The sequence below is a fragment of the Mycobacterium sp. genome, from assembly GCF_035506235.1.
Taxonomy (GTDB): domain Bacteria; phylum Actinomycetota; class Actinomycetes; order Mycobacteriales; family Mycobacteriaceae; genus Mycobacterium.
Map to the genome: position 1 here is coordinate 1 of NZ_DATJPU010000252.1, position 25,863 is coordinate 25,863.

Annotated in this window: 21 protein-coding genes and 2 pseudogenes; 15 read left to right on the forward strand and 8 right to left on the reverse strand. The window is 66.7% G+C overall.

The window, feature by feature from the left end; genetic code table 11:
- From VMD50_RS23450 to VMD50_RS23480, 7 genes and pseudogenes are all read left to right on the forward strand, one after another.
- A pseudogene (locus tag VMD50_RS23450) lies at positions 1-239 on the forward strand (steroid C27-monooxygenase); the annotation flags it as partial.
- Between the two features lie 20 nt (positions 240-259).
- Entirely contained in the window at positions 260-1,339 is a 1,080-nt protein-coding gene (locus tag VMD50_RS23455; protein WP_325431270.1) for an acyl-CoA dehydrogenase family protein, read from the forward strand.
- Positions 1,330-2,493, forward strand: a complete 1,164-nt coding sequence (gene fadE29, locus VMD50_RS23460; protein ID WP_325431237.1) for an acyl-CoA dehydrogenase FadE29 — start codon at positions 1,330-1,332, stop codon at positions 2,491-2,493. The genes VMD50_RS23455 and fadE29 overlap by 10 nt, the downstream gene beginning before the upstream one ends.
- Positions 2,490-3,434 (forward strand): bifunctional MaoC family dehydratase N-terminal/OB-fold nucleic acid binding domain-containing protein, encoded by a 945-nt coding sequence (locus tag VMD50_RS23465; RefSeq protein WP_325431239.1) that lies wholly within the window; start codon positions 2,490-2,492, stop codon positions 3,432-3,434. Before fadE29 ends, VMD50_RS23465 begins: the two co-directional genes overlap by 4 nt.
- Before the next feature lie 8 nt (positions 3,435-3,442).
- A complete protein-coding gene (locus VMD50_RS23470; RefSeq protein WP_325431272.1) occupies positions 3,443-3,832 on the forward strand; it encodes a MaoC family dehydratase in 390 nt (129 codons plus the stop codon).
- The gene (locus VMD50_RS23475) at positions 3,832-5,001 is read left to right on the forward strand and encodes a lipid-transfer protein (RefSeq protein ID WP_325431241.1); all 1,170 of its coding nucleotides are present in this window, start codon (positions 3,832-3,834) and stop codon (positions 4,999-5,001) included. The genes VMD50_RS23470 and VMD50_RS23475 overlap by 1 nt, the downstream gene beginning before the upstream one ends.
- Before the next feature lie 122 nt (positions 5,002-5,123).
- The gene (locus tag VMD50_RS23480) at positions 5,124-5,969 is read left to right on the forward strand and encodes an endonuclease domain-containing protein (protein ID WP_325431243.1); all 846 of its coding nucleotides are present in this window, start codon (positions 5,124-5,126) and stop codon (positions 5,967-5,969) included.
- A 58-nt stretch (positions 5,970-6,027) separates the two neighbouring features.
- Here the strand turns inward: VMD50_RS23480 and VMD50_RS23485 are convergent, their stop codons facing one another.
- Positions 6,028-6,888: a MaoC family dehydratase gene (locus tag VMD50_RS23485; RefSeq protein ID WP_325431245.1), complete on the reverse strand. Its 861-nt coding sequence runs from the start codon at positions 6,886-6,888 to the stop codon at positions 6,028-6,030.
- A 1-nt stretch (position 6,889) separates the two neighbouring features.
- Positions 6,890-8,584, reverse strand: a complete 1,695-nt coding sequence (gene kstD / locus VMD50_RS23490) for a 3-oxosteroid 1-dehydrogenase (protein ID WP_325431247.1) — start codon at positions 8,582-8,584, stop codon at positions 6,890-6,892.
- A 72-nt stretch (positions 8,585-8,656) separates the two neighbouring features.
- Between kstD and VMD50_RS23495 the strand changes: the two genes are divergently transcribed.
- The 8 genes from VMD50_RS23495 (at position 8,657) to VMD50_RS23530 (ending at position 16,445) form a co-directional block, all read left to right on the forward strand.
- Complete coding sequence (locus tag VMD50_RS23495) at positions 8,657-9,442, forward strand: 2-keto-4-pentenoate hydratase (protein ID WP_325431249.1); 786 nt, start codon at positions 8,657-8,659, stop codon at positions 9,440-9,442.
- Positions 9,443-9,483: 41 nt separating this feature from the next.
- Positions 9,484-10,404 (forward strand): acetaldehyde dehydrogenase (acetylating), encoded by a 921-nt coding sequence (locus tag VMD50_RS23500; protein ID WP_325431252.1) that lies wholly within the window; start codon positions 9,484-9,486, stop codon positions 10,402-10,404.
- A complete protein-coding gene (gene dmpG / locus VMD50_RS23505) occupies positions 10,401-11,459 on the forward strand; it encodes a 4-hydroxy-2-oxovalerate aldolase (RefSeq protein ID WP_325431254.1) in 1,059 nt (352 codons plus the stop codon). The genes VMD50_RS23500 and dmpG overlap by 4 nt, the downstream gene beginning before the upstream one ends.
- Before the next feature lie 187 nt (positions 11,460-11,646).
- Positions 11,647-12,855, forward strand: coding sequence for a PPE family protein (locus VMD50_RS23510; RefSeq protein ID WP_325431256.1), 1,209 nt, complete (start codon positions 11,647-11,649; stop codon positions 12,853-12,855).
- Positions 12,856-12,990: 135 nt separating this feature from the next.
- Positions 12,991-13,290, forward strand: coding sequence for a hypothetical protein (locus tag VMD50_RS23515; protein ID WP_325431258.1), 300 nt, complete (start codon positions 12,991-12,993; stop codon positions 13,288-13,290).
- 88 nt (positions 13,291-13,378) lie between these two features.
- Positions 13,379-14,506: a hypothetical protein gene (locus tag VMD50_RS23520; RefSeq protein ID WP_325431260.1), complete on the forward strand. Its 1,128-nt coding sequence runs from the start codon at positions 13,379-13,381 to the stop codon at positions 14,504-14,506.
- A 2-nt stretch (positions 14,507-14,508) separates the two neighbouring features.
- Entirely contained in the window at positions 14,509-15,291 is a 783-nt protein-coding gene (locus VMD50_RS23525; protein ID WP_325431274.1) for an SDR family oxidoreductase, read from the forward strand.
- On the forward strand, positions 15,291-16,445 hold the full coding sequence (locus VMD50_RS23530; RefSeq protein WP_325431262.1) for a sulfotransferase family protein: 1,155 nt from the start codon (positions 15,291-15,293) through the stop codon (positions 16,443-16,445). Before VMD50_RS23525 ends, VMD50_RS23530 begins: the two co-directional genes overlap by 1 nt.
- A gap of 35 nt (positions 16,446-16,480) precedes the next feature.
- Here the strand turns inward: VMD50_RS23530 and eccCa are convergent, their stop codons facing one another.
- From eccCa to VMD50_RS23560, 6 genes and pseudogenes are all read right to left on the reverse strand, one after another.
- Positions 16,481-20,707 (reverse strand): type VII secretion protein EccCa, encoded by a 4,227-nt coding sequence (gene eccCa / locus VMD50_RS23535; RefSeq protein WP_325431264.1) that lies wholly within the window; start codon positions 20,705-20,707, stop codon positions 16,481-16,483.
- 2 nt (positions 20,708-20,709) lie between these two features.
- Positions 20,710-22,194, reverse strand: a complete 1,485-nt coding sequence (gene eccB / locus VMD50_RS23540) for a type VII secretion protein EccB (protein WP_325431266.1) — start codon at positions 22,192-22,194, stop codon at positions 20,710-20,712.
- A 3-nt stretch (positions 22,195-22,197) separates the two neighbouring features.
- Positions 22,198-23,058, reverse strand: coding sequence for a transglycosylase (locus tag VMD50_RS23545; RefSeq protein ID WP_325431276.1), 861 nt, complete (start codon positions 23,056-23,058; stop codon positions 22,198-22,200).
- Between the two features lie 10 nt (positions 23,059-23,068).
- Complete coding sequence (locus tag VMD50_RS23550; protein ID WP_414686149.1) at positions 23,069-23,404, reverse strand: DUF2710 family protein; 336 nt, start codon at positions 23,402-23,404, stop codon at positions 23,069-23,071.
- 372 nt (positions 23,405-23,776) lie between these two features.
- A pseudogene (locus VMD50_RS23555) lies at positions 23,777-24,705 on the reverse strand (hypothetical protein).
- A 105-nt stretch (positions 24,706-24,810) separates the two neighbouring features.
- Positions 24,811-25,482, reverse strand: a complete 672-nt coding sequence (locus VMD50_RS23560) for a DUF5631 domain-containing protein (protein WP_325431268.1) — start codon at positions 25,480-25,482, stop codon at positions 24,811-24,813.
- Between the last annotated feature and the right edge of the window lie 381 nt (positions 25,483-25,863).

Here is a 25,863-nt window from a genome sequence, read left to right on the forward strand (position 1 = left end):
TCACCTTCAACATCCTTCGCGACCCCAACCCGCACGTCGGTTTCGGCGGCACCGGCGCGCACTACTGCATCGGCGCCAACCTGGCCAAGATGACGATCAGCCTGATCTTCAACGCCGTGGCCGACCATATGCCCGACCTCAAGCCACTGTCGAAACCCGAACGCCTGCGGTCCGGTTGGCTCAACGGCATCAAGCACTGGCAGGTCGACTACACCGGAAAATGCCCGGTGAAACATTGATGGATTCAACAACGACGACGATGGACTTCGACCTCACCGCCACGCAACGGGTCGTCGCCGACGTGGCCACGTCGGTGCTGGACCGCGACTTGGGTTGGGACGCTTTGGTGAGCGGCGGCGTCACGGCGCTGCCCGTGCCCGAACGCCTCGGCGGCGACGGCGTGGGTCTGCCCGAGGTCGCCACGGTGCTCACGGAGGTCGGCCGCCACGGCGCGATCACGCCGGCGCTGGCCACGCTGGGATTCGGCGTGGTGCCGCTGGTCGACCTCGCGTCCGAGGAGCAACAGGACCGCTTCCTGGCCGGCGTCGCCAAGGGCGGTGTGCTGACCGCTGCGCTCAACGAGCCCGGCGCGGCGCTGCCCGACCGGCCCGCCACCACCTTCGGCGACGGACGGCTGTCGGGCACCAAGGTCGCCGTTCCCTATGCCGAACAAGCGGATTGGGTGATCGTTACCGCCGACAGCGCGGTCGTGGTGGTGTCGCCCAAGGCCGACGGCGTGCGTTTGGTGCGCACTCCGACGTCGAACGGTTCGGACGAATACACGGTCACGTTCGACGGTGTGGCGGTAGGTGATTCCGACGTGTTGGCGGGCGCTGAGACTAATGGGGCGCACCAGGTCAACCAGCTGGCGCTGGCCGCGATCGGCGCCTACGTCGACGGGTTGGTGGCCGGGGCGCTGCGCCTCACCGCCGACTACGTGGCCAACCGGAAGCAGTTCGGCAAGCCGCTGTCCACCTTCCAGACCGTGGCGGCGCAGCTGTCCGAGATCTACATCGCCTCGCGCACTATCGATTTGGCCGCCAAGTCTGTCGTGTGGCGACTGTCGGAGGACCTGGACGCGGATGACGACCTGGATGTCCTCGGCTACTGGATCACCTCGCAGGCGCCGCCGGTGATGCAGCTCTGCCACCACCTGCACGGCGGGATGGGCATGGACATCACGTATCCCATGCACCGGTACTACTCGACGATCAAGGACCTGTCCCGGTTGCTGGGCGGCCCTTCTCATCGCCTCGATCTGGTGGCGATCGCAAGCGCGGCGGAGCCGGGCGCGGCGGGTCGCCACCCAGATGAACTGGTGGGAGCGCAATGTTCATAGACCTGACCCCGGAGCAGCGGCAGCTGCAAGCCGAACTACGCGAATACTTTTCGAACCTGATCTCGTCCGACGAGATGAAGGCGATGGAGCAGGACCGTCACAACGAGGCCTATCGCGCGGTGATCCGCCGGATGGGCCAAGACGGCAAGCTCGGCGTCGGATGGCCAACGGAGTTCGGCGGCTTGGGCTTCGGTCCGATCGAGCAGTCGATTTTCGTCAACGAGGCGCATCGGGCTGACGTGCCACTGCCCGCTGTGACGTTGCAAACGGTCGGACCCGTTCTGCAGCAATTCGGCAGCGAGATGCAGAAGAAGAAGTTCCTGCCGGCGATCCTGGCCGGCGAGGTGCACTTCGCGATCGGCTACACCGAGCCCGAGGCCGGCACCGACCTGGCCTCGTTGCGGACCACGGCCGTCCGCCAGGGCGACGAGTACATCGTCAACGGCCAGAAGATCTTCACCACCGGCGCGCACGACGCCGACTACATCTGGCTGGCCTGCCGCACCGACCCGGAAGCCGTTAAACACAAGGGGATTTCGATCCTCATCGTCGACACCAAGGACCCCGGCTACTCCTGGACGCCGATCATCCTGTCCGATGGCGCGCATCACACCAACGCCACCTACTACAACGACGTGCGGGTGCCCGCCGACATGCTGGTCGGCGAGGAGAACGGCGGATGGCGGCTGATCACCACCCAGCTCAACAACGAGCGGGTGATGCTGGGCCCGGCCGGCCGCGTCGCGGGTATCTACGACCGGGTGCACGCCTGGGCATCCAAGCCGGGCAGCGACGGCGTCACGCCGATCGATCACCACGACGTCAGGCGGGCGCTCGGCGAGATCCACGCCATGTGGCGGATCAACGAGCTGCTGAACTGGCAGGTCGCCGCCGCCGGCGAGGACATCAACGTGGCCGACGCCGCGTCCACGAAAGTCTTTGGAACCGAGCGCATTCAGTACATCGGCCGGCTCGCCGAGGAGATCGTCGGCAAGTACGGTAACCCAGCCGATCCGGACACCGCGGAGCTGCTCAACTGGCTGGACTCGCAAACCAAGCGGAACCTGGTGATCACCTTCGGTGGAGGCGTGAACGAAGTCATGCGTGAAATGATCGCGGCCGCCGGCCTCAAAGTGCCGAGGGTGCCCCGATGACGGACATCCAGGAAGCCGTCGCGGAGATCAAGGCGGCCGGCGATCCGAAGCCTCGCGCCGGCCGCGATCCGGTGAACCAGCCGATGATCAACAACTGGGTCGAGGCCATCGGCGACCGCAACCCGATCTATGTGGATGAGGCCGCGGCCCGCGCGGTCGGACACCCCGGAATCGTCGCGCCGCCGGCCATGATTCAGGTGTGGACGATGTTCGGCCTCGGCGGGGAACGTCCGAAGGACGACCCGATGGGCCCCATCATGAAGCTGTTCGACGACGCCGGCTACGTCGGCGTGGTCGCCACCAACTGCGAGCAGACCTACCACCGCTACCTGCGGCCGGGCGAGCAGGTCAGCGTCGCGTCGGAGATGGGAGACGTGGTCGGGCCCAAGCAGACCGCGCTGGGTGAAGGGTTCTTCATCAACCAGCACATCACCTGGCGGGTCGGTGACGAGGACGTCGCCGAAATGAACTGGCGCATCCTCAAGTTCAAGCCCGCAGCGCCCGGGCCCGCCATCCCCGACGATCTCGACCCCGACGCCATGATGCGTCCGTCGTCGTCGCGGGACACCGCGTTCTTCTGGGAGGGCGTCAGGGCGCACGAACTGCGGATTCAGCGCCGTCCGGACGGCAGCCTGCAGCACCCGCCGGTGCCGGCGGTGTGGCAGGACAAGTCCGAGCCCATCGACTACGTGGTGGCCGGCGGTCGCGGCACGGTGTTCAGCTTCGTGGTGCACCACGCGCCCAAGGTGCCCGGTCGCACGCCGCCCTTCGTCATCGGTTTGGTGGAACTCGATGAGGGCGTGCGCATGCTGGGCGAGCTGAGAGGGGTTGACCCGGCCCAGGTTCGGATCGGAATGCCCGTGCGCGCAACCTATATCGACTTCCCGGCCGGAGACAGTGGGCCGGAATGGACCCTCTACGCCTGGGAGCCTGACGCATGAGCGCGCCGGTGATCGAAGTGGGCACGGTGTTGCCCGAGTTGAAGCTGCATGGCGACCCCACGTTCATCATCTCCACGGCGCTGGCCACCCGCGACTTCCAGGACGTCCACCACGACCGTGACCTCGCGCAGGCCAAGGGGTCGAAGGACATCTTCGTCAACATCCTCACCGACACCGGGCTGGTGCAGCGCTACGTCACCGACTGGGCCGGACCGTCGGCGCTGATCAAGTCGATCGGGCTGCGGCTCGGGGTGCCGTGGTACGCCTACGACACGGTGACGTTCTCCGGTGAGGTGACCGCCGTGGAGGACGGGTCGATCACGGTGAAAGTGTTCGGCCGCAACAGCCTTGGCGATCACGTCATCGCGACGGTGACGCTGACGATGGGGGACGCGTAATGCTTTCGGGTCGAGCCGCCATCGTCGGCATCGGGGCCACCGACTTCTCGAAGGACTCCGGTCGAAGCGAACTGCGACTGGCGGCCGAGGCGGTGCTCGACGCGCTGGACGATGCCGGCCTGAGCCCGGCCGATGTCGACGGCCTGACCACGTTCACGATGGACAGCAACACCGAGGTCGCCGTCGCGCGGGCGTGCGGCATCGGGGAACTGAAGTTCTTCTCCAAGATCCACTACGGCGGCGGGGCGGCGTGCGCGACCGTGCAGCAGGCCGCGATGGCCGTCGCGACCGGGGTGGCCGACGTCGTGGTCGCATACCGGGCCTTCAACGAGCGCTCCGGCATGCGGTTCGGCCAGGTGCAGAGCCGGTTGGCCGGAGACGGTGGGGCGCAGGCCGATTCGACGACGGCGGACAACGCCTTCTCGTATCCGCACGGGCTTTCAACGCCGGCCGCGCAGGTCGCTATGATCGCCCGGCGCTACATGCACCTGTCCGGCGCGACAAGCCGGGACTTCGGGGTGATCTCGGTGGCCGACCGCAAGCACGCCGCCAAGAACCCCAAGGCGTACTTCTACGAAAAGCCGATCACCATCGAGGACCACCAGAATTCGCGGTGGATCGCCGAGCCGCTTCGGCTGCTGGACTGCTGCCAGGAAACCGACGGTGCGGTCGCGATCGTGGTGACGTCGGCCGAGCGAGCGCGTGACCTCAAGCAGCGACCGGCGATCATCGAGGCGGCGTCGCAGGGCTCCAGCCCCGACCAGTACACGATGGTGAGCTACTACCGGCCCGAGCTCGGCCTGCCCGAGATGGGCGTGGTGGGCCGGCAACTCTGGGAGCAGTCCGGGCTCTCGCCGGCCGACATTCAGACCGCGATCTTGTACGACCACTTCACCCCCTTCACCCTGATTCAGTTGGAGGAGTTGGGATTCTGCGGCAAGGGCGAGGCGAAGGACTTCATCGCCGATGGTGCCATCGAGGTGGGCGGCCGGCTTCCCATCAACACCCATGGCGGTCAACTCGGTGAGGCCTACATCCATGGCATGAACGGCATCGCCGAGGGCGTGCGGCAATTGCGCGGCACCTCGGTGAACCCTGTTCCCGACGTCGAGCACGTTCTCGTCACCGCGGGGACGGGCGTCCCGACGTCGGGCTTGATCCTGGGCTAGCGCCCGCGCCGAGCGTCACGCTAGCGTGGCCGTCGGCGTCGAGCGTCACGCTGGGGTGACGCCTGTGGATGGCTAACCCACACCGACGTGACACTCGATCCGACTCTTGGAACGCTGCCGGCATGGTGGAGCCATTCATCGGTAGCGAGGCCGTCGCGAGCGGCGAGGTCATCAAGAGCGCGTTGCGGACTCGGTATACCAAGTTGTTCCGTGACGTCTATGTCAGCCAGGGTGCTGCGCTGACTCCGCTCGTTCGCGCCCGCGCAGGATGGCTGTGGTCGCGACGTCGAGGTATAGTCGCGGGGCTGTCGGCCTCCGCGGTATATGGCGCCGAGTGGGTGGACGCTGCTACGCCGCTCGAGCTTCTGCACTGCAACAGAAATCCGTCACCAGGTCTGCGGGTTCACGGCGACCGCGTAGAAGACGATGAGGTCGCACTGTTCGACGGCGTACCGGTGACAACGCCCGCCCGGACGGCTCTTGACCTTGGATGTTGGTATCCAACGAATGACGCGGTGCCAGCGATCGACGACCTGTTACGGGTAAGCGACCTCAAAGTGGCTGAGGTTGAGATGCTCTTCGATCGTTGTCCGGGTCGACGCGGAATCCAGTCGGCCCGTTCTGCGATCGGTCTTGCGGATGCCGGCGCGCAGTCCCCGAAGGAAACCTGGCTTCGACTGCTACTAATACGGGCCGGCTTGCCTAGGCCGCAAACACAAATTCCAGTCAGCGCCGAGTTTGACGACTTGACTTACTACCTCGATATGGGTTGGGAGGATGTAAAAGTCGCAGCCGAGTACGACGGCGAGCAACACCGCAAGGACCGTTGGCAGTACACGTGGGATATCAGGCGAAGTGAAACGCTCGAGCGCTTGGGCTGGATCGTGGTCCGGGTCGTCGCGGGGGATCGGCCCGCGAAAATCCTTAGCCGCGTTCGAGCCGCATTAGCCAGACGAGCGTCACGCTAGCGTTGCGCTCACGGGCCATCGCCACGCTGGCGTGACGTTCGGCGGGGAAAGGGGGCGGCTAGACCGGCACCAGCTCCACGCCGCTCAGCACGACGGCGTTCTCGCGCGCCGGCGCGACGACGCCGGCCAGGAACCGGCCGTTCTCCTTCCAGATGCCGACCTTGAGCGTCTCACCGGGGTAGGCCACCCCGGCGAAGCGCGCGCCGTAGGCCGCGACCGCCCCGGCGTCGCCGTCCAGCAGCGCGTCGGTGATCGCCTTGCAGGTCATGCCGTAGGTGCACAGGCCGTGCAGGATCGGCCTGGGAAAGCCTGCGGCCGCGGCGAATTCGGGGTCGGAATGCAGCGGGTTGCGGTCACCGCACAGCCGGTACAGCAGCGCCTGCTGCGGCAGGATCGGCACGTCGACCTCCAGGTCGGGGGCTCGGTCCGGCGCCGCGTCCGACGATGACGGCCCGCGCTCGCCGCCGAACCCGCCTTCGCCGCGGGCGAAGATCGACCGCCGCTGCGTCCACAGCGGGGTGCCGTCCGGGGCGCTGACGGTCGTCTCGCTCCAGATCACCGCGGCCTTGCCCTTGTCCCAAATGTCGGTGAACCGGGTGACGGCCTTGGCCGAACCCGACGGTGGCAGCGGGCCGGGCACCTCGATCCGTTCGCTGGCGTGCAGCACCCTGCTCAGCTCGATGTCGATACCGGGAAATTGCACGGTCGGCGGCCTGGTCATGTGGAAGGAGGCCGCGACGTTGCCGAACGTCGGCAGCACCTGCGGGGTGTCGTCCACCAGGTACCGCAACTCGCGGGGATCCATGGGGTCGGCACCCGCACCCAGCCCAAGGTGGTAGAGCTGAATATCGCTGCTCACCCAAGAGAATTCGATGGGCTCCAGCTCCGCGGCCAGCGCGACTTCTACGTCGATCGGCATGTCAGTTAGCCCCCGCGATGTGCAGTGCCGCCAGGTACCCGAAGGTCATCGCCGGACCGATGGTGCCGCCCGGGCCGGGGTAGGTGTGGCCCATCACCGGGGCGCTGACATTGCCCGCGGCGTAAAGGCCCTCGATGAGGCTGCCGTCGTCGCGCAGCGCCCGGCCGTGCACGTCGGTGCGGATGCCGCCCTTGGTGCCCAGGTCTCCGGGCACCATCTTGGCGGCGTAGTAGGGCGGGTGGCTGATCTCGCCGAGGTTGGGATTCGGCTTGTTGGTGGGGTCGCCGTAGTAGCGGTCATAGGCGCTTTCACCGCGGTGGTAGTCCTCGTCGACGCCCGAGCGCGCGAAGCCGTTGAAGCGCTGCACGGTGGCCGCCAACTCATCACCCGGCAGGCCGGCCTTCTCGGCCAGCTGCGAAAGGGTATCGGCCTGCACGATCACGCCCGAGTCCAGCCACTTGCGTGGAATCCGTTGTCCCGGTTGCAGTCCCGCGAAGATATAGCGGTCGCGGTACTGCTGGCTGAACACCAGCCACGCCGGGATGTTCTCGCCCGGCCCCGGTCCCTGGCCGTACTCGCCGCCGTACATGTGGTGACAGGCCTCGACGTAGGGCATCGACTCGTTCATGAACCGCTTGCCCGACATGTTGACGATGATCGAACCCGGCGAATTGCGCTCCGACAGGGCGAACCATGGCGCCCCCACCAACGGCACCGTCGGGCCCCACCAGGCGTCCTCCATCAACTCCAATGCTGCGCCCAGCTTCTCGCCGGCGACGATCCCGTCGCCGGTATTCGCCTTGGCGCCGACGGTCCACTCCGTGGTGATGGGCGCGCGCTGGTACTTCACCCGCATCTGCTCGTTGTGCTCGAACCCACCGCTGGCGAGGATCACGCCGCGCCTCGCCCGGATGAGGCGTGGCTCAGCGGATGCTTGTTCTGCTTCGGGCGCACCGGTGTCGCGAACGTAGACCCCGCGCACCCCGCCGTCCTCGACGTAGAGGTCGGTGAGCGCGGTGTTGAGCACGACCGGGACGCCGGCGCGCTGCAACCCGATCCGCAACGGCCCGATCAGCGCGCGGCCCATGCCGACCAGGCTCTTGCCGGTCGCCCTGGCCCACATCGTGCGCGCGCCGACCTTCAGGCTGCGCGCCACACCCCGCGGGTGTCGCTTGAGCTGGTTGAGGCGCACGTAATCCTGTTGCATCACAACCACATTGAGCGGAACCTTGCCGTAGGCGGGCTCCAGCCCGGCTTCGTCAGCGCCCAGCTTGCGGGCGTCGAACGGCTTGGGCTCGATCGACCGGCCCCCCGCGCGGCCGCCGGGCGCCTCGGGGTAGTAGTCGGAGTAGCGGGGCACCCAGCACATCTTCAAAGGCGTGTGCTTCAGCACGAAGGACAGCATCTCGGGGCCGCGGTCGAGGTAGGCGTCGATGCGCTCCGGCTCCACGATGTCGCCGATGATGCCGTGCAGGTAGGTGCGGGCGGCCTCGGGGGTGTCCCGCACGCCGTCGCGCTCGAGCACCTCGTTGTTGGGGATCCACACCCCGCCCCCGGACCGCGCGGTGGAGCCGCCGAAATGCGCGGCCTTCTCGATGACTACGGTCGAAAGGCCGCGGTGCGCGGCGGTAAGGGCGGCCACCATGCCGGCTCCGCCGCTCCCGACCACGACGACGTCGTACTCCTGCGCTGTCATGTAGAACACGTTATAGAATTGCCCGGGTTGGGCGCTACCGGCCCGGTCACGAGAACGAGGGGACTTCGGTAAATGCTCAGTGTTGCGATCCGCGACGAGTTGGCCGCCGACCTGGCGCAAGCCGAGCGCAGCCGTGAGCCCATCGCCCCGCTGACCGCCCGATACCCGGAAATAGACGTCGTCGACGCCTACGAAATTCAGTTGATCAATATCCGCCAGCGGGTGGCCGAAGGCGCCCGGGTGCTCGGCCACAAGGTGGGCCTGTCGTCGTTGGCGATGCAGCAGATGATGGGCGTCGACGAGCCGGATTACGGCCACCTGCTCGACGAGATGCAGGTGTTCGAGGACACCCCGGTCAAGGCCGGCCGTTACCTCTATCCGCGGGTCGAGGTCGAGGTGGGTTTCATCCTGTCCGCGGACCTGCCGGGCGCGGGGTGCACCGAGGACGACGTGCTGGCGGCCACCGGAGCCCTGGCGCCCTCGATCGAGCTGATCGACACCAGGATCACCGACTGGAAGATCGCGTTGTGCGACACCATCGCCGACAACGCCTCGTCGGCCGGCTTCGTGCTGGGTGAGGCGCGGGTGTCGCCGGCCGACATCGACGTCAAGGCGATCGACGCGGTGCTGACCCGCAACGGCGAGGTGATCGCCGAGGGCCGCAGCGACGCCGTGTTGGGCAACCCGGTCACCGCGGTCGCGTGGTTGGCCCGCAAGGTGGAAAGCTTCGGGGTGCGGCTGAAAAAAGGGGACATCGTTTTACCCGGGTCTTGCACGCGAGCGATAGACGCACACGCCGACGACGAATTCGTCGCCGACTTCTCGGGACTGGGTTCCGTGCGGTTGTCCTTCGAATAGTGTCGGATTATTTTTGAATTAGTCCAAAAACAAGGAGCATCATGCCGTCCAAGGCGAGTGTCGCCATTGTCGGGTCGGGAAATATCAGCACCGACCTGCTGTACAAACTCCTCCGATCGGACTGGCTCGAGCCGCGCTGGATGGTGGGCATCGACCCGGAGAGCGAGGGCCTGGCGCGGGCCCGCAAGTTGGGTCTGGAGACCACGCACGAAGGGGTCGACTGGCTGCTGGCCCGGTCGGAGAAGCCCGATTTGGTGTTCGAGGCGACCAGCGCCTACGTGCACAGGGACGCGGCGCCGAAATACGCGGCCGCGGGGATCCGGGCCATCGACCTGACACCGGCCGCGGTGGGCCCGGCGGTGATCCCGCCGGCGAACCTGCGCGATCATCTGGACGCGCCGAACGTCAACATGATCACCTGCGGCGGGCAGGCGACCATCCCGATCGTGTACGCGGTGTCTCGTGTCGTGGGGGTGCCCTACGCCGAGATCGTTGCCTCGGTGGCGTCGGTCTCGGCGGGACCGGGCACGAGGGCCAACATCGACGAATTCACCAAGACCACCAGCAAGGGCGTCGAGACCATCGGCGGCGCCGAGCGCGGCAAGGCCATCATCATCCTGAACCCGGCCGACCCGCCAATGATCATGCGCGACACCATCTTTTGCGCGATCCCCGAGGACGCCGACCGCGAGGCGATCGCCAAGTCCATCCACGACGTCGCGGCCGAGGTGCAGACCTACGTGCCGGGCTACCGGCTACTCAACGAGCCGCAGTTCGACGACCCGTCGCTCAACTCCGGCGGCCACGCCCTGGTGACCACCTTCGTCGAAGTCGAGGGCGCCGGCGATTACCTGCCCCCCTACGCGGGCAACCTCGACATCATGACCGCCGCGGCCACCAAGGTCGGCGAGGAGATCGCCAAGGAATCCTTATCCGCGACGGCGGGAGGTATGCAGGCATGACTACGGACATCTTCTTCAACCCGATCTGGGACGTCCGGATGACCGACACGTCCCTGCGGGACGGCTCCCACCACAAGCGCCACCAGTTCACCAAGGACGAGGTCGGGGCCATCGTGGCGGCCTTGGACGCCGCGGGCGTGCCGGTCATCGAGGTGACCCACGGCGACGGGCTCGGCGGGTCGAGCTTCAACTACGGCTTCTCCAAAACGCCCGAGCAGGAGCTGATCAAGCTCGCGGCCGAGACGGCCAAGGACGCCAAGATCGCTTTCTTGATGCTGCCGGGGGTGGGCACCAAGGAGGACATCAAGGAGGCCCAGAACAACGGCGGGTCGATCTGCCGCATCGCCACCCACTGCACCGAGGCCGATGTCTCCATCCAGCACTTCGGGCTGGCCCGCGAGTTGGGCCTGGAAACCGTCGGGTTTTTGATGATGGCCCACACCATTCCCCCGGAGAAGCTCGCGCAGCAGGCGCGGATCATGGCCGACGCCGGCTGCCAGTGCGTCTATGTGGTCGATTCCGCCGGGGCGCTGGTCCTCGAAGGCGTGCGCGACAGGGTGGCGGCGCTCGTCGCCGAACTCGGTGACGACGCCCAGGTCGGATTTCACGGCCACGAAAACCTCGGGCTGGGGGTGGCCAACTCGGTCGAGGCCGTCCGTGCCGGCGCCAAGCAGATCGACGGCTCCTGCCGCCGCTTCGGGGCCGGTGCGGGTAACGCGCCCGTCGAGGCGCTGATCGGGGTGTTCGACAAGATCGGCGTCAAGACCGGCATCGACTTCTTCGACATCGCCGATGCCGCAGAGGACGTCGTGCGCCCGGCCATGCCCGCCGAATGCCTGCTCGACCGCAATGCCTTGATCATGGGGTACTCCGGGGTTTACTCCAGCTTCCTCAAGCACGCCGTGCGTCAGGCCGAACGCTACGGCGTGCCGGCGGCGGCGCTGCTGCACCGGGCCGGTCAGCGCAAGCTCATCGGCGGCCAGGAAGACCAACTCATCGACATCGCTTTGGAAATCAAGCGCGAGCAAGACAGCGGCGCCGCCGTAACGCATTGACGCCGGCGTCGACGATGGACGGCGGGGGCGGCACACCCGCAAGGGTAGCCGCGTAGCGGCGTCAGCACGCGGTGGTCCAGTGCGCGCGAGCCTCGTCTTAGAATGCTTTGAATCTGATGGAACGCAGTGATTGTCCCTCGGGTTTGGCTTAGCGTTAGATCGATCGCATGTGTCGCTAGGGGATTCGATGACTTTCTTTACGTTGCCGCCGGAGATCAATTCGCTGCTGATGTACTCGGGTGCCGGTTCGGGTCCGATGCTCGAGGCCGCGGCGGCGTGGAACGGGCTGGCAGCCGAGTTGGGGTCGGCGGCCCAATCGTTCGCGTCGGTCACGTCGAACTTGGCCAGCCAGGCGTGGCAGGGCGCCGCTGCGCAGGCGATGGCGGCGGCGGCGGCTCCGTATGCCGGGTGGTTGAATGCGGCGGCGTCCCAGGCGGCCGGGGCGGCGGCCCAAGCCCAGGCGGTCGTCAGCGCCTTTGAGAGTGCAGTGGCGGCGACGGTGCATCCGCTGGCGGTGGAAGCCAACCGCAACGGCTTGGTTCAGTTGGTGATGAGCAACCTGTTCGGCCAAAACTGGCCGGCGATCGCGGAGACCGAATTCAACTACGCCGAGATGTGGGCCCAGGACGTGGCGGCGATGGTGGGCTATCACGGCGGCGCCTCGGCGGCGGCCGGGCAACTGCTGTCGGGGCAGGCCAGCCTGCCGACCATCCCCAGCCTCCCCGGCCTCGGGGGCATCGGCGGCAACTCGAATCCCGCGGGCGGCACCGCTGCCGTCGCCGGCGCGGGTGGCGCGGGTGGCGGTGGCGGTGGCACTCAGGCCAACGCGAACGTGGGCGGCGGCAGCGGCGGCGCCGGAATCGTCAACGCCGGCGCCGCGGCGAGCAGCGGAGGTATGGACAACAGCTACGCCGGCGCCGCCCCGGCCACCGATGCCGATGCCGGCCTCACTGCTGCGGGTACGGGCGGCACCTACCTGGGCACCGGAGACGTTGGCGCGGCGAACGTCGGCGCCATGAATGTCGGCGGCATGAACCCCGGCATGATCGGAGCCGGCGGTATGGGCGCGATGATGATGGCGTCCGCGGCGATGAACTCCTCGGCTTCCGCGACTACAGGTCCCGGGACGGGCATCCCGGTCCCCACCACGAAGGCCGCGGAGGAAACCGCGACGCCCGCTGCGCCGCCGGTGGAAGAAGCGCCGGCACCGGAAGTCGAAGGGGCAGCGGTTCCGGTCGCCGCCACACCTCTGGCGACCACACAGGCGGCGGCGGGACCGGCCGCAGAGATCTCGGCAATCAAACCCAAGGCAGCCGAAGCGCCGGAGTCTGGGGAGAGGCTGGCTATGGAGCTACCGCCGGCCGAAGCGCCGGAACCCGAAGCCCGGGCCAACTAGCCTTTGCGGCTTTTCCATGGCGAATTAGCCGTCGAAATGGCCAGGCGGCCAGCTTCGGGCGCCAGGAGCGAACCGGTTCGGCCGGGCCCGCCGCGGGTAGTGTTGATTGCGACGTCAGTGCAAAGGAGCAATCCGATGACCGTGCAAAGTGTCAGACCTCTGCGGCGCGGGCTGTACGGCCTGGTCGCCGGCGGTCTGCTGACCGCCACCGCATCGGTGCTGATCGCGTTGCCGCTGGCCAGCGCCGATCCCCCATGCGATCAGACCGTGGGTCAATCCATCGATTCCTACCTCACCCGGCATCCGGACGTGAAGCAGCAGTTGCAGGCCAAGTCTCAGGCGGAGGGCGGGGGCGGCAACGTCATCGACTACCTGAATCGGCATCCCGATGTGCGGCAGCATCTGATCGACCTGTCCCAGCAGTGCGTGCCGTGATGAGCGGGCCTCGTCCCCAAATGCTGTCGGCGACGCGGGGCAACGTTCGCCATTGACGAAAAAGTAGAACACGTTCTAGCGTCTAGGCGTGTTCTCTAACCCCCTTACGGACGCCATTGCCGAAGCCGAGCAGCTCGTCGCCGCCGCGCCGTTCATCGAGACCGAAGCAGACCTGCTCGAGGGATTGCAATACCTGGCCGGCTGTATCGCGGGCTGCATGCACCTGGCGTTCGACTACGAGCGTGATCATCCGTTCCTGCAATCGGGCACCGGGCCATTCACCAAGATGGGTCTGGACAACCCCGACACCCTCTACTTCGGGACCCGCGTGCAGGCCGAGCACGACTACGTCGTCACCGGGCGGCGCGGGACCACCACCGACCTGAGCTTCCAGCTGCTCGGCGGTGAGTACACCGACGACAACGTGCCCGCCAGCCAGGCCGCGTTCGACGATCGGGAACTCGAGATCGCCGCGGACGGCAGCTTCGAGTGGCGGGTGCGACCGACCAGCCCCGGGCAGCTGGTGATCCGCGAGGTGTACGGCGACTGGTCGGCCCAGCGGGGCACGCTGACCATCTCCCGGATGGACACCGCGGGCACGGCGCCGCCGCCCCTGACCCGGCAGACGCTCGAAAAGCGTTACGCCACAGCGGGTAAGCAGCTGGTGAACCGGGTGAAGACGTGGCTGCAGTTTCCGCAGTGGTTCTATCTGAACATCCCCGTCAACACCATGGTCGCGCCCCGGCTGACGCCCGGCGGCCTGGCGACGCAGTATTCCTCGGCCGGGCATTTCGATCTGCGGCCCGATCAGGCGCTGGTCATCACGATCCCGGTCTCCGACGCTCCCTATCTCGGCTTCCAGCTGGGCAGCCTTTGGTACATCTCGCTGGACTACATCAACCATCAGACCTCGCTGAACAACACCCAGGCCCAAGCGGATCCGGACGGCAAGGTCCGCGTCGTCGTCGCCGATCAGAACCCCGGCGTGACGAATTGGGTGGAAACGCTCGGTCACCGGCGTGGCTACGTGCAGTTCCGCTGGCAGCGGGTGTCCCGCGGGCTTACCGAGGCCGACGGGCCCACCGTCGAGCTGGTCGACTTCGACGCGGTACCGGCCGCACTGCCGTATTTCGACCACAACAAAATTTCCGAGGACCAATGGCGCGCGCGAATCGCCTTGCGTCAACAGCAAATTGCGGCCAGGATGCTGGGGTGACGATGTCCGGAATGCTCAAGCGAAAGGTCGTCGTCATCAGTGGCGTCGGGCCGGGGCTCGGTACCACGCTGGCGCACCGGTGCGCGCGTGACGGTGCCGACCTGGTGCTGGTGGCACGCAGCCTGGACCGGCTGGAAGCCGTCGCCAAGGAAATCAACGACACCGGGCACAAGGCGTTGGCGGTTCGCGCCGACATCACCAGCGACGAGGAGGTCGACTACCTCGTCGAGACCACCATGGCGAGCTACGGCAAGGTCGACGTGCTGATCAACAACGCGTTCCGGGTGCCGTCGATGAAACCCCTGGCGGGCACGTCGTTTCAGCACATCCGCGATGCGATCGAGCTGAGCGCGCTCGGGGCGTTGCGCCTCATCCAGGCCTTCACGCCGGCGCTCGAGGAGTCGCACGGATCGATCGTCAACGTCAACTCGATGGTGCTGCGGCACTCGCAAGCGAAGTACGGCGCGTACAAGATGGCCAAGTCCGCGCTGCTGGCGATGTCGCAGTCGCTGGCCACCGAGCTCGGCGCGAAGGGCATTCGCGTCAATTCCGTTGCGCCAGGGTATATCTGGGGCGAGACGCTGAAGGCTTACTTCGAACATCAGGCCGGCAAGTACGGCACCACCGCGGATCAGATATATCAGGCCACCGCCGCGAACTCCGACCTCAAGCGGCTGCCCACCGAGGACGAGGTGGCTTCGGCGATCCTTTTCCTGGCCAGCGACCTGTCCAGTGGCATCACCGGGCAGACGCTGGACGTCAACTGCGGGGAGTACCACACCTGATGGACCGACGTTCTGATCGGAAAGATGTAGCCACCGTCGACGAACTGCATGCCTCGGCCACCAAGCTGACCGGCCTCGACGACTTCGGCACCGACGACGACAACTACCGCGAGGCGCTGGGGGTGTTGCTGGAGTCCTACCGCAGCGAGGCGGGGCTAACCGTGTTGGGCAGCAAGATGAATCGGTTCTTCCTGCGCGGCGCGCTGGTGGCCCGGTTGCTGTCCGAATCCTCGTGGAAGCAATACCCGCAGCACGCCGACGTCGCGATCGAACGGCCGATCTTCGTCACGGGGCTGGTGCGCACCGGCACCACCGCGCTACACCGACTGCTCGGCGCCGACCCGGCACATCAGGGCCTGCACATGTGGCTGGCGGAGTTCCCGCAGCCCCGCCCGCCCCGCGAAACCTGGGAATCTCACCCGCTGTATCGCCAGCTCGATGCCCAATTCACGCGGCATCACGAGGAAAACCCCGGCTATACCGGACTGCACTTCATGGCCGCATACGAGCTGGAGGAGTGCTGGCAGCTGCTGCGGCAGTCGCTGCATTCGGTGTCCTACGAGACCCTGTCGCACCTGCCGAGCTACTCGAAGTGGTTGTCGCAGCAGGACTGGACGCCGTCGTATCGCCGGCACCGCAAGAACCTCCAGCTGATCGGACTCAACGACGCCGACAAGCGCTGGGTGCTGAAGAACCCCAGCCACCTCTTCGCGCTGGACGCCTTGATGGCGACCTATCCGGACGCGCTGGTCATTCAAACCCACCGGCCCGTCGAGACGATCATGGCCTCGATGTGCTCGCTGGCGCAGCACACCGCGGAGGGATGGTCGACGACTTTCGTCGGCGCCCAAATCGGTGCTGACGCAATGGAAACGTGGTCGCGCGGTTTGGAACGATTCAACACCGCACGAGCCAGGTACGACCCTGCCCAGTTCTACGACGTCGACTATCGCGCCCTGATCTCCGATCCGATGGGCACCGTGGCCGACATCTACCGGCACTTCGGCCTGACGCTGACCGACGAGGCGCGGGCGGCCATGGAAAAGAGTCATGCCGACAGCCAGGCCGGCGAGCGTGCCCCCAAACACACGTATTCACTGGCGGATTACGGGTTGACCGAGGAAGCGGTCAAGGAGCGATTCGCCGGACTGTGATTCGCGGGTTGTCACAGCCGCCGGAACCCGCCGCACTATTCCCCGGCGATCGTGGACGGTAAACCGATCAAAATCCCCTCGACGTCGGCGTCGTCCGTTACCAACAATCCGCGTCCCGGCGGCAGCGCTTGGGCGCGAAGAAGCCGGTTGATCTTGTTTTGCGGATCGTTGTCCATGTAAAGCTGCGCGACCCTCGCGGATGTTTGATAGCGCCACCACGGGTCCATTTGGAGCGTCGCCCAGTTGGTGCTGTTGCGCGTGGTGAACACATGCAGACCGATCTGGCGCGCACGTTCCATCAGCATCCACAGCGCTGCCCCGACCGGCGCCGTCGCCGGGTAACTCTGCGCCTGCGCCGGCCGCAGGTCTTGGACGTCGTCGATGAGGACGAAATGCCGAGTCCCTTCCCACGGCTTGAGCGCACGCAACTCCTCCTGGCTCAACCCTTTGGGTGGCAGCCGGGGCAGCAGGATCTCCTGGGCCAGCTCGGTGACGACCCGGTCGATCTCGTCTTGGTCATAGGCGTAGGCACGCACGTAACCGGGGGCGTGCAAGTCGCGCAACCCGTGCGGAGCAGCCTTGGGGTCGATCAGCGTGAGTTGGGCCTCCTCCGGGCCGAACCGACTCATCACCGCCTCGCCGATGGCGACCAGCGACAGGCTCTTGCCGCTGCCTTGCCGACCCAGAATCATCAGGCCCGGGCTCTCGCGCAGCCGGAGCGGAACCGGACCCAACTGATGGCGCTCGCCTATCGCGAACGCGATCGACAGCTCGTCAGCCGGGCCTCGTCCGGCGGCGTGGGCCGCCAGGATCGCTTTGAGCTCAACGCGTTCCGGCAGCCGCTGCAGGACCGCGTGCTTGGTGACCCCGGCGACCTCGGCCACGCGGGCACCAACGCCCGGGGTGTCCACCAGCGTGCGAGTGGCCGGATCGACCACCATGGGAAGGCCGACCAACAATTCATGCAGCGAGTCCGTCAGGCCGAACCCGGGGCGGTCCAAGGTTCGACGGGCCGCCTCGCGCGACTCGATCGCCGTCTGCCCCATCTGGCTCTCCCCCGGCTCGGCCAGCCGCAATTGGATTCGCGCGGTGGCATTCTGCAATAGCTTCTGCCGCTGCCCGTGAATCCAGCCGCCCGCGCTGCACATCACGTGCACCCCGTATTCCGGACCGCGGCTGCTCAGCGAGATGATGCGGTCGCCCAGCACCATGTCTTTCGTGTAGAGATCGTCGTAGTCGTCGACCACGACGAAGACGTCGCCGAACGGGTCATTCGGGTCGGTCCCGCCCAGCCCGTCGCTGCCGGGCCCGAACCGCCGCTCGCGGAAACCGTCGAGATCGATGTTGGCGCGGCGGAATGCGTCCTCGCGAGCATCGATCAACGCGTCCATGCTGCTCAAGATCCGCTCGATGCCCTCGGTGTCCTTCGGCGACACGATGTCGGCGATGTGCGGCAGCGACCCGATCTGGGCCATGGTCGCCCCGCCGACGCAGAAGAACGTCACCCGCGACGGGGTGTACATCATTGCCGCCGAGCACATCAGCGTCATCAGCGTGGTCGTCTTGCCGCGCTGCTTGGCCCCCACGACGATGATGTTGCTGCGCAACGCGTCGATGGAATGCACGACCTGTTTGGATTCCTCGGGGATGTCCACGATGCCCACCGGGAACACCAGACTCGGGTTGCGACCGTAGTCGACGTGCCACGGCTTGCCCCGCCACCCGGCCACTACGGCATCGACGGGTTCCGGGTTCTCGAGTGGTTCCAGCCACGGCCGGCGCGGTGCCCGGTGCGGCACCTGGTGCAGTGACTCGCGCAGCACATCGACGATCTTCTTTTTCTTGAAACCGTCTTCGTGCAAAAGGAATTCGTCGGGTTCCTCGTCGGCCGCCGAAGCGGCTTCCAACGCCGCGGCGTCGGCCTCGTCCAACGGCTGGTATTGCCAGTTGTAGAGCCGGGGCCGCGTCAATGTCATGTCGACGGTCCTGACCGCTTCGGCCCTCTTCGGCACGATGAACGGCGCGGACAGGTAGAAGCAGCGGAACGGTTCCAGGTCACGCGGGCCCACCTTCAGCAGCGCGAAACCGTTTTCTTTCGAGGGCAGGTGGTAGGCGGCGTCGGTGCCGATCACCTCACGGCTGTCATCACCCGATTCGGCACGTAGAGCGATCCGGAATGCGATGTTGGACTTGACCTTTTGCAGGGATGACAGGTCGAGCCGTTGGCCGCCCAGCATGAAGAAGACGTTGGCGCCGCGGCCCTCCTGGCCGATGTGAATGATCAGGTTGATCCACTTGTCGTGGTTGGCGAATAGCTCGAGATATTCGTCGACGATGACCAGCAGCACCGGTACCGGGGGGAGATCGCGTCCGGCAAGGCGGATCTCCTCGTAGTCGTTGGCGTCGCGGGCGCCCACCGACGTGAAAAGCTCGTAACGCTGCTTGATTTCACCGTCGATGACCCTACGCATCCGCTCGGCCAGATGCCGCTCGTCTTTGCCGAGGTTCGACAGGGCGGCCACCACGTGCGGGATGCCCAGGATGTCCTGGGCCGCCGACTCGAATTTCATGTCGACGAAGATGACGTTGAACGTCTCGGGTGAATGCGTGAGCGCGATGCCGTAAACCAGCGACAGGAAGAACTCCGACTTGCCCGAGCCGCTGGTACCGATGACCACCGAGTGGAAACCGAAGCCGCCGAAGTCCTTTGCGCGAATGATGACGTTCTGCAGGTCACCATTGGGCTTGGCCCCCACCGGGATCTCGCACCACCGTTCGTCGGCGCGGCCACGCCGCTCGGTCCACAGGCGGTCGACATCCAGGTCGCGCGGGTCGCTGATTCCTAACGCGCGCAACAGCTCTGCGGCTCCACTGGCGGAATCGGCGATCTCGGAGCTGCTTGTCGGCGACCACCGCGCCATCGTCCGCGCATACCGGTAGGCGCGCGGGATTGAGAGCTGATCGGCGTGGGCGAAGAACTTGCCGCCGGCGCGCAGAAGAGGTGCCGGACGGCGCTCGACGTCCTCGACACCGTCGCCGTTCAGCGCGACCTTGGCGGCACCGTTGGTTGAGCCGTCGGCCGCCGCGGTGTGCCGCTCGCTCATCTCGTAGAGCTGGTCCTTCTCGAACCCGACGCCAACGCCGGCCCGGGAGGCGATGCGCAGCACCGTGATTCCGGCCTTGCCGACTTGCCCGACGACGCTCTCCCAGGCCTCGGGGCTGCCCGTGTTGTCGTCCACGATCACCCAGTGCGGCCCCAGATCGGCCCCGGTACTGGGTTGGCCCGTCTCCAGGGCCGATCCGATCGTGGTCGGGCTGGCCGGCGCCAGCGGCATCCACTGGCCACGCTTACCCTTCATGTGCAGCTCGGCGCCCAGCGCCTGCTCCAGCTCCTCGGGCGTGGCAAAAATCAGCCGCCGCCACCCGCACGCGTCGAAAAGCTCGTCGTGCAGGTTGTGCGGCAGCCAGACCATCCACGACCACAACTCGGGGTTGCGGGTGACCACCATCATCTTGACATCGCGAGGGTTGTGGAACACCGCCAGCGAACACAGCACCGAACGCATCAGTGACCGCACCCGGTTGAGATCCTCGCCGACGACGCTGAATCCCGGAGCCGATCGCAGGTTCATCACCTTGGCGATATCGCGAATCTTGCGCTGCTCCAGGATGAAATCGCGCAGAGCCTGGCCGGTGACGGGCTCCAGCTCTTCGTCGGAGGCGATGTCGGGCCAGGTCACCGACAACACCGAATCCGGCGCGTGCTGGACGCCCGTGCCCAGCCGCACCTCCAGGAAGTCCACGTCGGCGCGTCCCCGCTCCCACATCCGCGGTCCGCCGATGATGGCGCCCAGACCGCGCGGATCGGAATGCACCGCTTGCTGCCAATTGCGCTGCGCGCACACCGCCGTCTGAATCTCGTCGCGGTTGCCGTCGAGGTCGCGCAGGTACCGGCGACGCCCCTTTTCCAACTCCCCCCACGTGATTTTGCGTGCCCGCCCAAGCCGGCCGGAGAACGCCAGCATGCTGAACGCGCCGATTCCCATCAGCGGGAAGAAGCCCGTGGACAGGCTGCGCACCCCTGAGACGTAGAGCATGACGATCGTACCGATCAGCGCGACGATCAGCGCTGGCACCCCAATCATCACCCAGATGTTGCGCGGCTCGCGTTCGGGCAACGCTATCGGCGCATTCGGCGCCACCCGAACGGGTTTCGGCGGGTGGATCCTGATGCGGTTGATCGGAAACGCCCTCTTTGACACGTTTAACCTCCCGCCCTTGCCGACGTCGTCAGCACGGTCGCCTGTCCGAGCGCGGGCACCGTGTCGCGCGCCACCAGCGCGGCCTGCTGCGACAGCGCCGGTCCCACGGCAAAAGTCCGCAGCAGCGGCCACGGCGCCTGCACCGCCATCGCCGGATCCAGGCCCAGCGCACGCAGCGTCGAATCGTCGGAGGCGATACCGAACCGCACGCCGTTGTCCGCCACCCAGAACAGCGATTCCCGTGAGTCGCTGGTGACCACGCCGCTCGTCGACGTCACGAAGTTCGCGGCACCCGGCAAGACCAGCACCTGATTGGCCACGACGGACGCCGGGTCGCGATCGTCGCGGACGAGCCGCACGATCCGATTGTCCATCGACGACGGAACCGGTAGCCCGCGCCCGTTGTAGATGGCGACTCGGGCCTGCGGATCGGTCGACGCCTTCTCCCACCCCACGCACGTTGTCGGATTAGCGGCAGAGTCAATGAAATTCAACCGCCCGGAAGGGTAATAGTCCACCGCCAGGGAATTCACCTCGGGAATGTTGACCAGCACGTCCGGCGTCACCGTCCGTGGCGTCGCCGAACCGTAGGAGTTGGCGCTGCGGAGCAGATCGGCCACGAAGCCCCCCACCTTTTGCACGCCGTCGGCCAGCAACACGTAGAACTGGCTTCCCCCGCCGGCCGTTTGGTTTTGCAGCACCGCGCCCACCTGCGAGCCCGGCACTAACTTCGAGGGAGTACCCGCCTCGGGCACCTTGGGCACGCGGAGCGGCTCGGTGGCGGGCAGCCCGTCGAAGAGAGCCCGCGAAATCTCCACTGGCACCGTCACTCCCGGGTCGAGCCCCAGGCTCAAGGTCACCGCACGGTCAGTGGGATCGACCTGGGAACGCTTGCCGCCCCATATCACATAAGTGGCGCCCTCAAACGTCACCAGCAGCCCGGCGTCCTTGGCCATCGGCATCGCTCGGCCGCCTATGAGCTGGCCCGCAATGGAAGTCACCACCGGCTTGTCCGCGGTGCGCGGCCTGCCCGCCGTGTCGCACACTGCCCATGCCGACGCGGCGCCCCGGTTGACCGGCATCGCTGCCGGCGCACCCGGAATGCCGACCAGCGGGCCGGTTGGATACTTGGCGATCTCGGGCGGCTTCACCCAGGTTGGCTGCCCGGCGGTGCCCGTTGCCAGCCGCGCAGAAGTCAGATTCAGAGCCGGATACAGGCGGCCGTCGATGCGCGCGTAAATCGCGCCTGACTCGCGATCTCCGATGATCGCCGAATCCCCAACCACACCACTGGGTTTGAGCACATTCAACAGCACCATCCAGCCCGAGGCGATCGCGACCAATACCACCGACAGGGCTAAGGCCGCGGTCTGTTTGCGGTCGTCGTGTTTCATTCGCACCGAGAAGCGGGTCGTCGCCGCCCGGAGCCGCCGGTTGTAAAACAGATGGCCCGAATTCTGATCGCGGTTGGACAAACTCAGTGGCATTGGTCAATAACCCCTCGGTCCGCGGCGTGGATCGGCCTGCTGGATTCGATCGGCCAGATCCGACGCATCGGTGGCGACGCCGTAGCGAGCCCGGGCGTAGTTGATGAAGGCGCATGCCTGGGCTACCAGGTCATGAATGTTCGCCGATGTGCCCGGCTCATGATAGGTGGCGAACGTCGGACCGATGAACTGCCAGGCCCCCCTACTTGGAGTGCCTCTGGCAGCGTTGAAGTCCCAATCGTTTTCGGCGTATGCGTCGTAGTTCGACTCGCGGCGGGCCGCCAGGTCCATGCCGCGCTCCCACCGGGCGCGCGCGGCGGGGTCCTGAATGCCCTTGATATCCAGGGCTTTACGGATCGCTGCCCGAACCGCGGTGCTTCCGCCTCTGACGTGGCCGCGCCCCGCGAAGGGGTGTGAGCGTAGGTAGCGCAGTCGCCGCAGCCGCAGCGCTAATAGCCTCGCCCGTGCGTGCGATCGCACGATGTGGCCGTGCTGCGTGCGCAACCGCGCAGCCATTCGAGCCATCGCCTCGCGTCGGCCCATCGGCGTATCGGCTGCGGGCATGGCATCGGTTACCGCGGCGTCCAGGTTCACTCGCGTCGCGGCCCTCGCATCCGCGCGGTCGGCCCGCGCTCTCGCCAGGATGCCGCCCAAAGCCCCGTCGGTCTCGGCCAGCCGGCGAAGGCTTTCTGCAGAGGTCCGCGACCGGGCCGCCGCCCTTGTCGGCCACCCGGTTGCGTGCACCGGCCGTCGCATCCCGTCGGCGCGCGCGTGTACCCGTGCGGAGACGTCGCCGACACCGTCGCCGGCGACCGGACCGACGAAAAGGCTGTGGCCACGTGACAAGGCCGCCAGCGCCCGCATCGTCACGGGATCACTCAACGATTCCCCCACCGTAATTCTGATCGAAATCAGCCTGCGCTTCTTCACGCAATGCCTCGAACACCATATTGAGCCGATCCATCAGCTCCCGGCAGGTGTACGACGCCATCACATGCGGGGCCAAGGACAGGCCAGTGAGCCGGCCGTCAGAATTGCACACCGCATAAACGTCACCCACGTCGGCGGTAAAGGTCACCGACTCCTGGGCGGCCAGAACCGCCTCCCACTTCTCGAAATTCGTCTTCAAATCGGCCAGAACCTGGTCGACTAATGCCTTATCCGACCCCGCGTCCGGGCGCACTGCATCCGCTCCGGACACCTCAGGCACAACTCCCATAACTTTCGGCACAAATGGCAGCCGGGCGTCGATTGGTCGACATCTGAATCCGCAGCACGTTCGCAAATCCTGCAATAGCCGCTGTGCCCCAGAGGTTTTCGGTAGCACTTATGTCGCCCACGCCAACCTCAGCGAACCCAAAACCCGGCGGCGCTTCGATAATGGCCACACGGCGATGACATTACTGCCTCAGGCACCGCCGGACCACTCACTTCGAAAGCAGTGTTAGCGGCGATCATTGGCCTCCCTCGCGCGGATCGAGCGAATTAGATCCCGGATACGATTCGGCGCGCAGCGGCCTAAAATCTCCATTTTCTGTGGCCGACGGTGCCCTGATCGCTTCACGTAGGTCGGGCGTGGCGGCTACTCCTGCGGCGGCTCTTCGTCCGTAGGCACGATCACGATCCGCCGGTTCGGCCTGGCGACGACGGGCGGTTTGCCCTCAGATTTCGCGACCGGAACGCTTGGCGGTGCGGTCAGTCGGCCTTTGACCGGCTGGCCGTTGGGGATACCCGGGACGGTCACCCGCTTTTCGGCCGGCTTGTCCTTATTGCCGCTTTCAGCGCCGGCACCCATGGCACCGGGCATCATCGGCATGCCAGTCATGCCCATCGGGCCCGTGGGCGTCGGCGTCCCACCGGTCTGTGTCACGGCTACCGGTTTCATCGCCGCCCCCGCGGGTGTCGTTGGAGGCGACGACGACGGCACGGGCGGCGGGCCCAGATAGCCGGTCGGCGTCGTGCCACCGCCAGCACCGGTGCTCTGCCGCCGCCGGACTCGCCCCCGCCCTCGGTGGCACCGTCCAGCACGGCCCCCTCACCCGACATGCCGGTCAGGGCAGCTTCCGCCGCTCCGCCGCCCTTCGCCGCTCCCATCAGCGGCTGGATAGCACTCTCGGCGGCCTGCATCGCCTGCTGCGGAACCTGGGTGAGCGGCTGCATGACGCCGCCGAGCGCCCCGCTGATCGCGCCCGCGATGCCTGACGCCATTTGCTGGACCATCTGCGTCAGCTGCTGGAACTGCTGCGAGGATTCGGCCTCGTTCGCCGGGAACTTCTGGGCGGCGTCGAGCGCGTGCGCCCGACGATCCGTGTCGCCCTGAACGCTAGCAGCCTGGTCGGCGGGCACACCGAGATTGCCGGCGGCAGCGAGGGCGGCTTGGGCGACATCAGCGGGTGCACCGGTTCCCGGCGGCAGACCGTTCGGCATTATTGGCGGTGGTGACTGTGGCGCCCCGGCGATCCCAGCGAAGTCCGCTGGGCTCACCTTTATGGGGCCCCCGCCCGTCGTCATGCAAGCACCTCAAACCTCACGTGTCGCTGGCTAGTCAATCTGCCGCAGCACTCAAGTCATGTCCTCGTGGATCGAATGGTAGAGCGCCAGTCGCTTTGTTTGTAGTCACCGCGATTTTGCCGAAATCGCTTCGTACCAAGCCACGTGGTAGTGCGCGAGGAATTCATGTCCTTCGATAAGGGCATGGATCGCCGCTAGGAGCATCCAGTCGGCCGCCCGTGACAAGTCGTGCGGGTCCTCTAGCGCCTTCTGGCAGGCGACCTGCTGCTCATGCTGCAACACGTCGATCTCGTTCTCGGTGACTCCGGTTGCTCGGGTCGCGGCTCGCGCGAGAGTCTGGGCGATCCGCGGCAGGCCGTCACGTCGCCGTACGGCCTCCACCAGCGCGGGGCCGAGCTCACACACCTCTGGCCCCGCGCGCGCCACGCGGTCGCCAGTAAGGGCTGGATCGTCGGGTCCCGGCTTGCTGATGAATCCATCGGGTTTGTGCACCGCTGCAGCAGTGACGACACCCAGCAGATCGACCGCGCTCGCGTCTGTCCGGCGGAGCGCCGGCTCCAGCAGTCGGTTAACCCCGACGGGGATCTTCACGTTCGGCGGGATCCAGCCGCACCCGATGTTGCTCACCAATAGCGTTGTGCCGTCGTCACGCAGGCCAGCGGCCCAGGACAGGGCCGGAGCCTGCCGAGCTACGGCGTCGACGAGGCGCTGGAGCCTCTGCTGTTCAGCGGTCCGGCTCGAAACGTCCCCAGCCATGGCGCCGGTCGTCGCCGCCAACGCCGATGTGCTCGCGGGAGTCGCCGCACTTGCGCCAGCCTGGCCAGCGGCGGTGCGTTGGACCGTCGACATCAACGGGCTTCCGGCTGCGGGCGACGTTGACGGTGACGGTGCTACTGGTGCACCAGACACTGGGGTGGTCGGCGCCGACACCGACGGCGGGGCGACGACGGGAGGACGCAGATCGGAGCCGTAAGCGGGCAACGGGCCCGCGGGGATGGACGGGGTGCCGGCTGCCGGACTTATCGGGGTCGACACGGGCATCGCCGCGGCGACCGGTATCGCGCCACCCGTGGATGCGGTCGGTACACCGGAGCCGACGGAGACCTGTGCGCCAGAGCCGTGGTCTACAGCGGCGGAATCGACGCCACCAGCACCGAT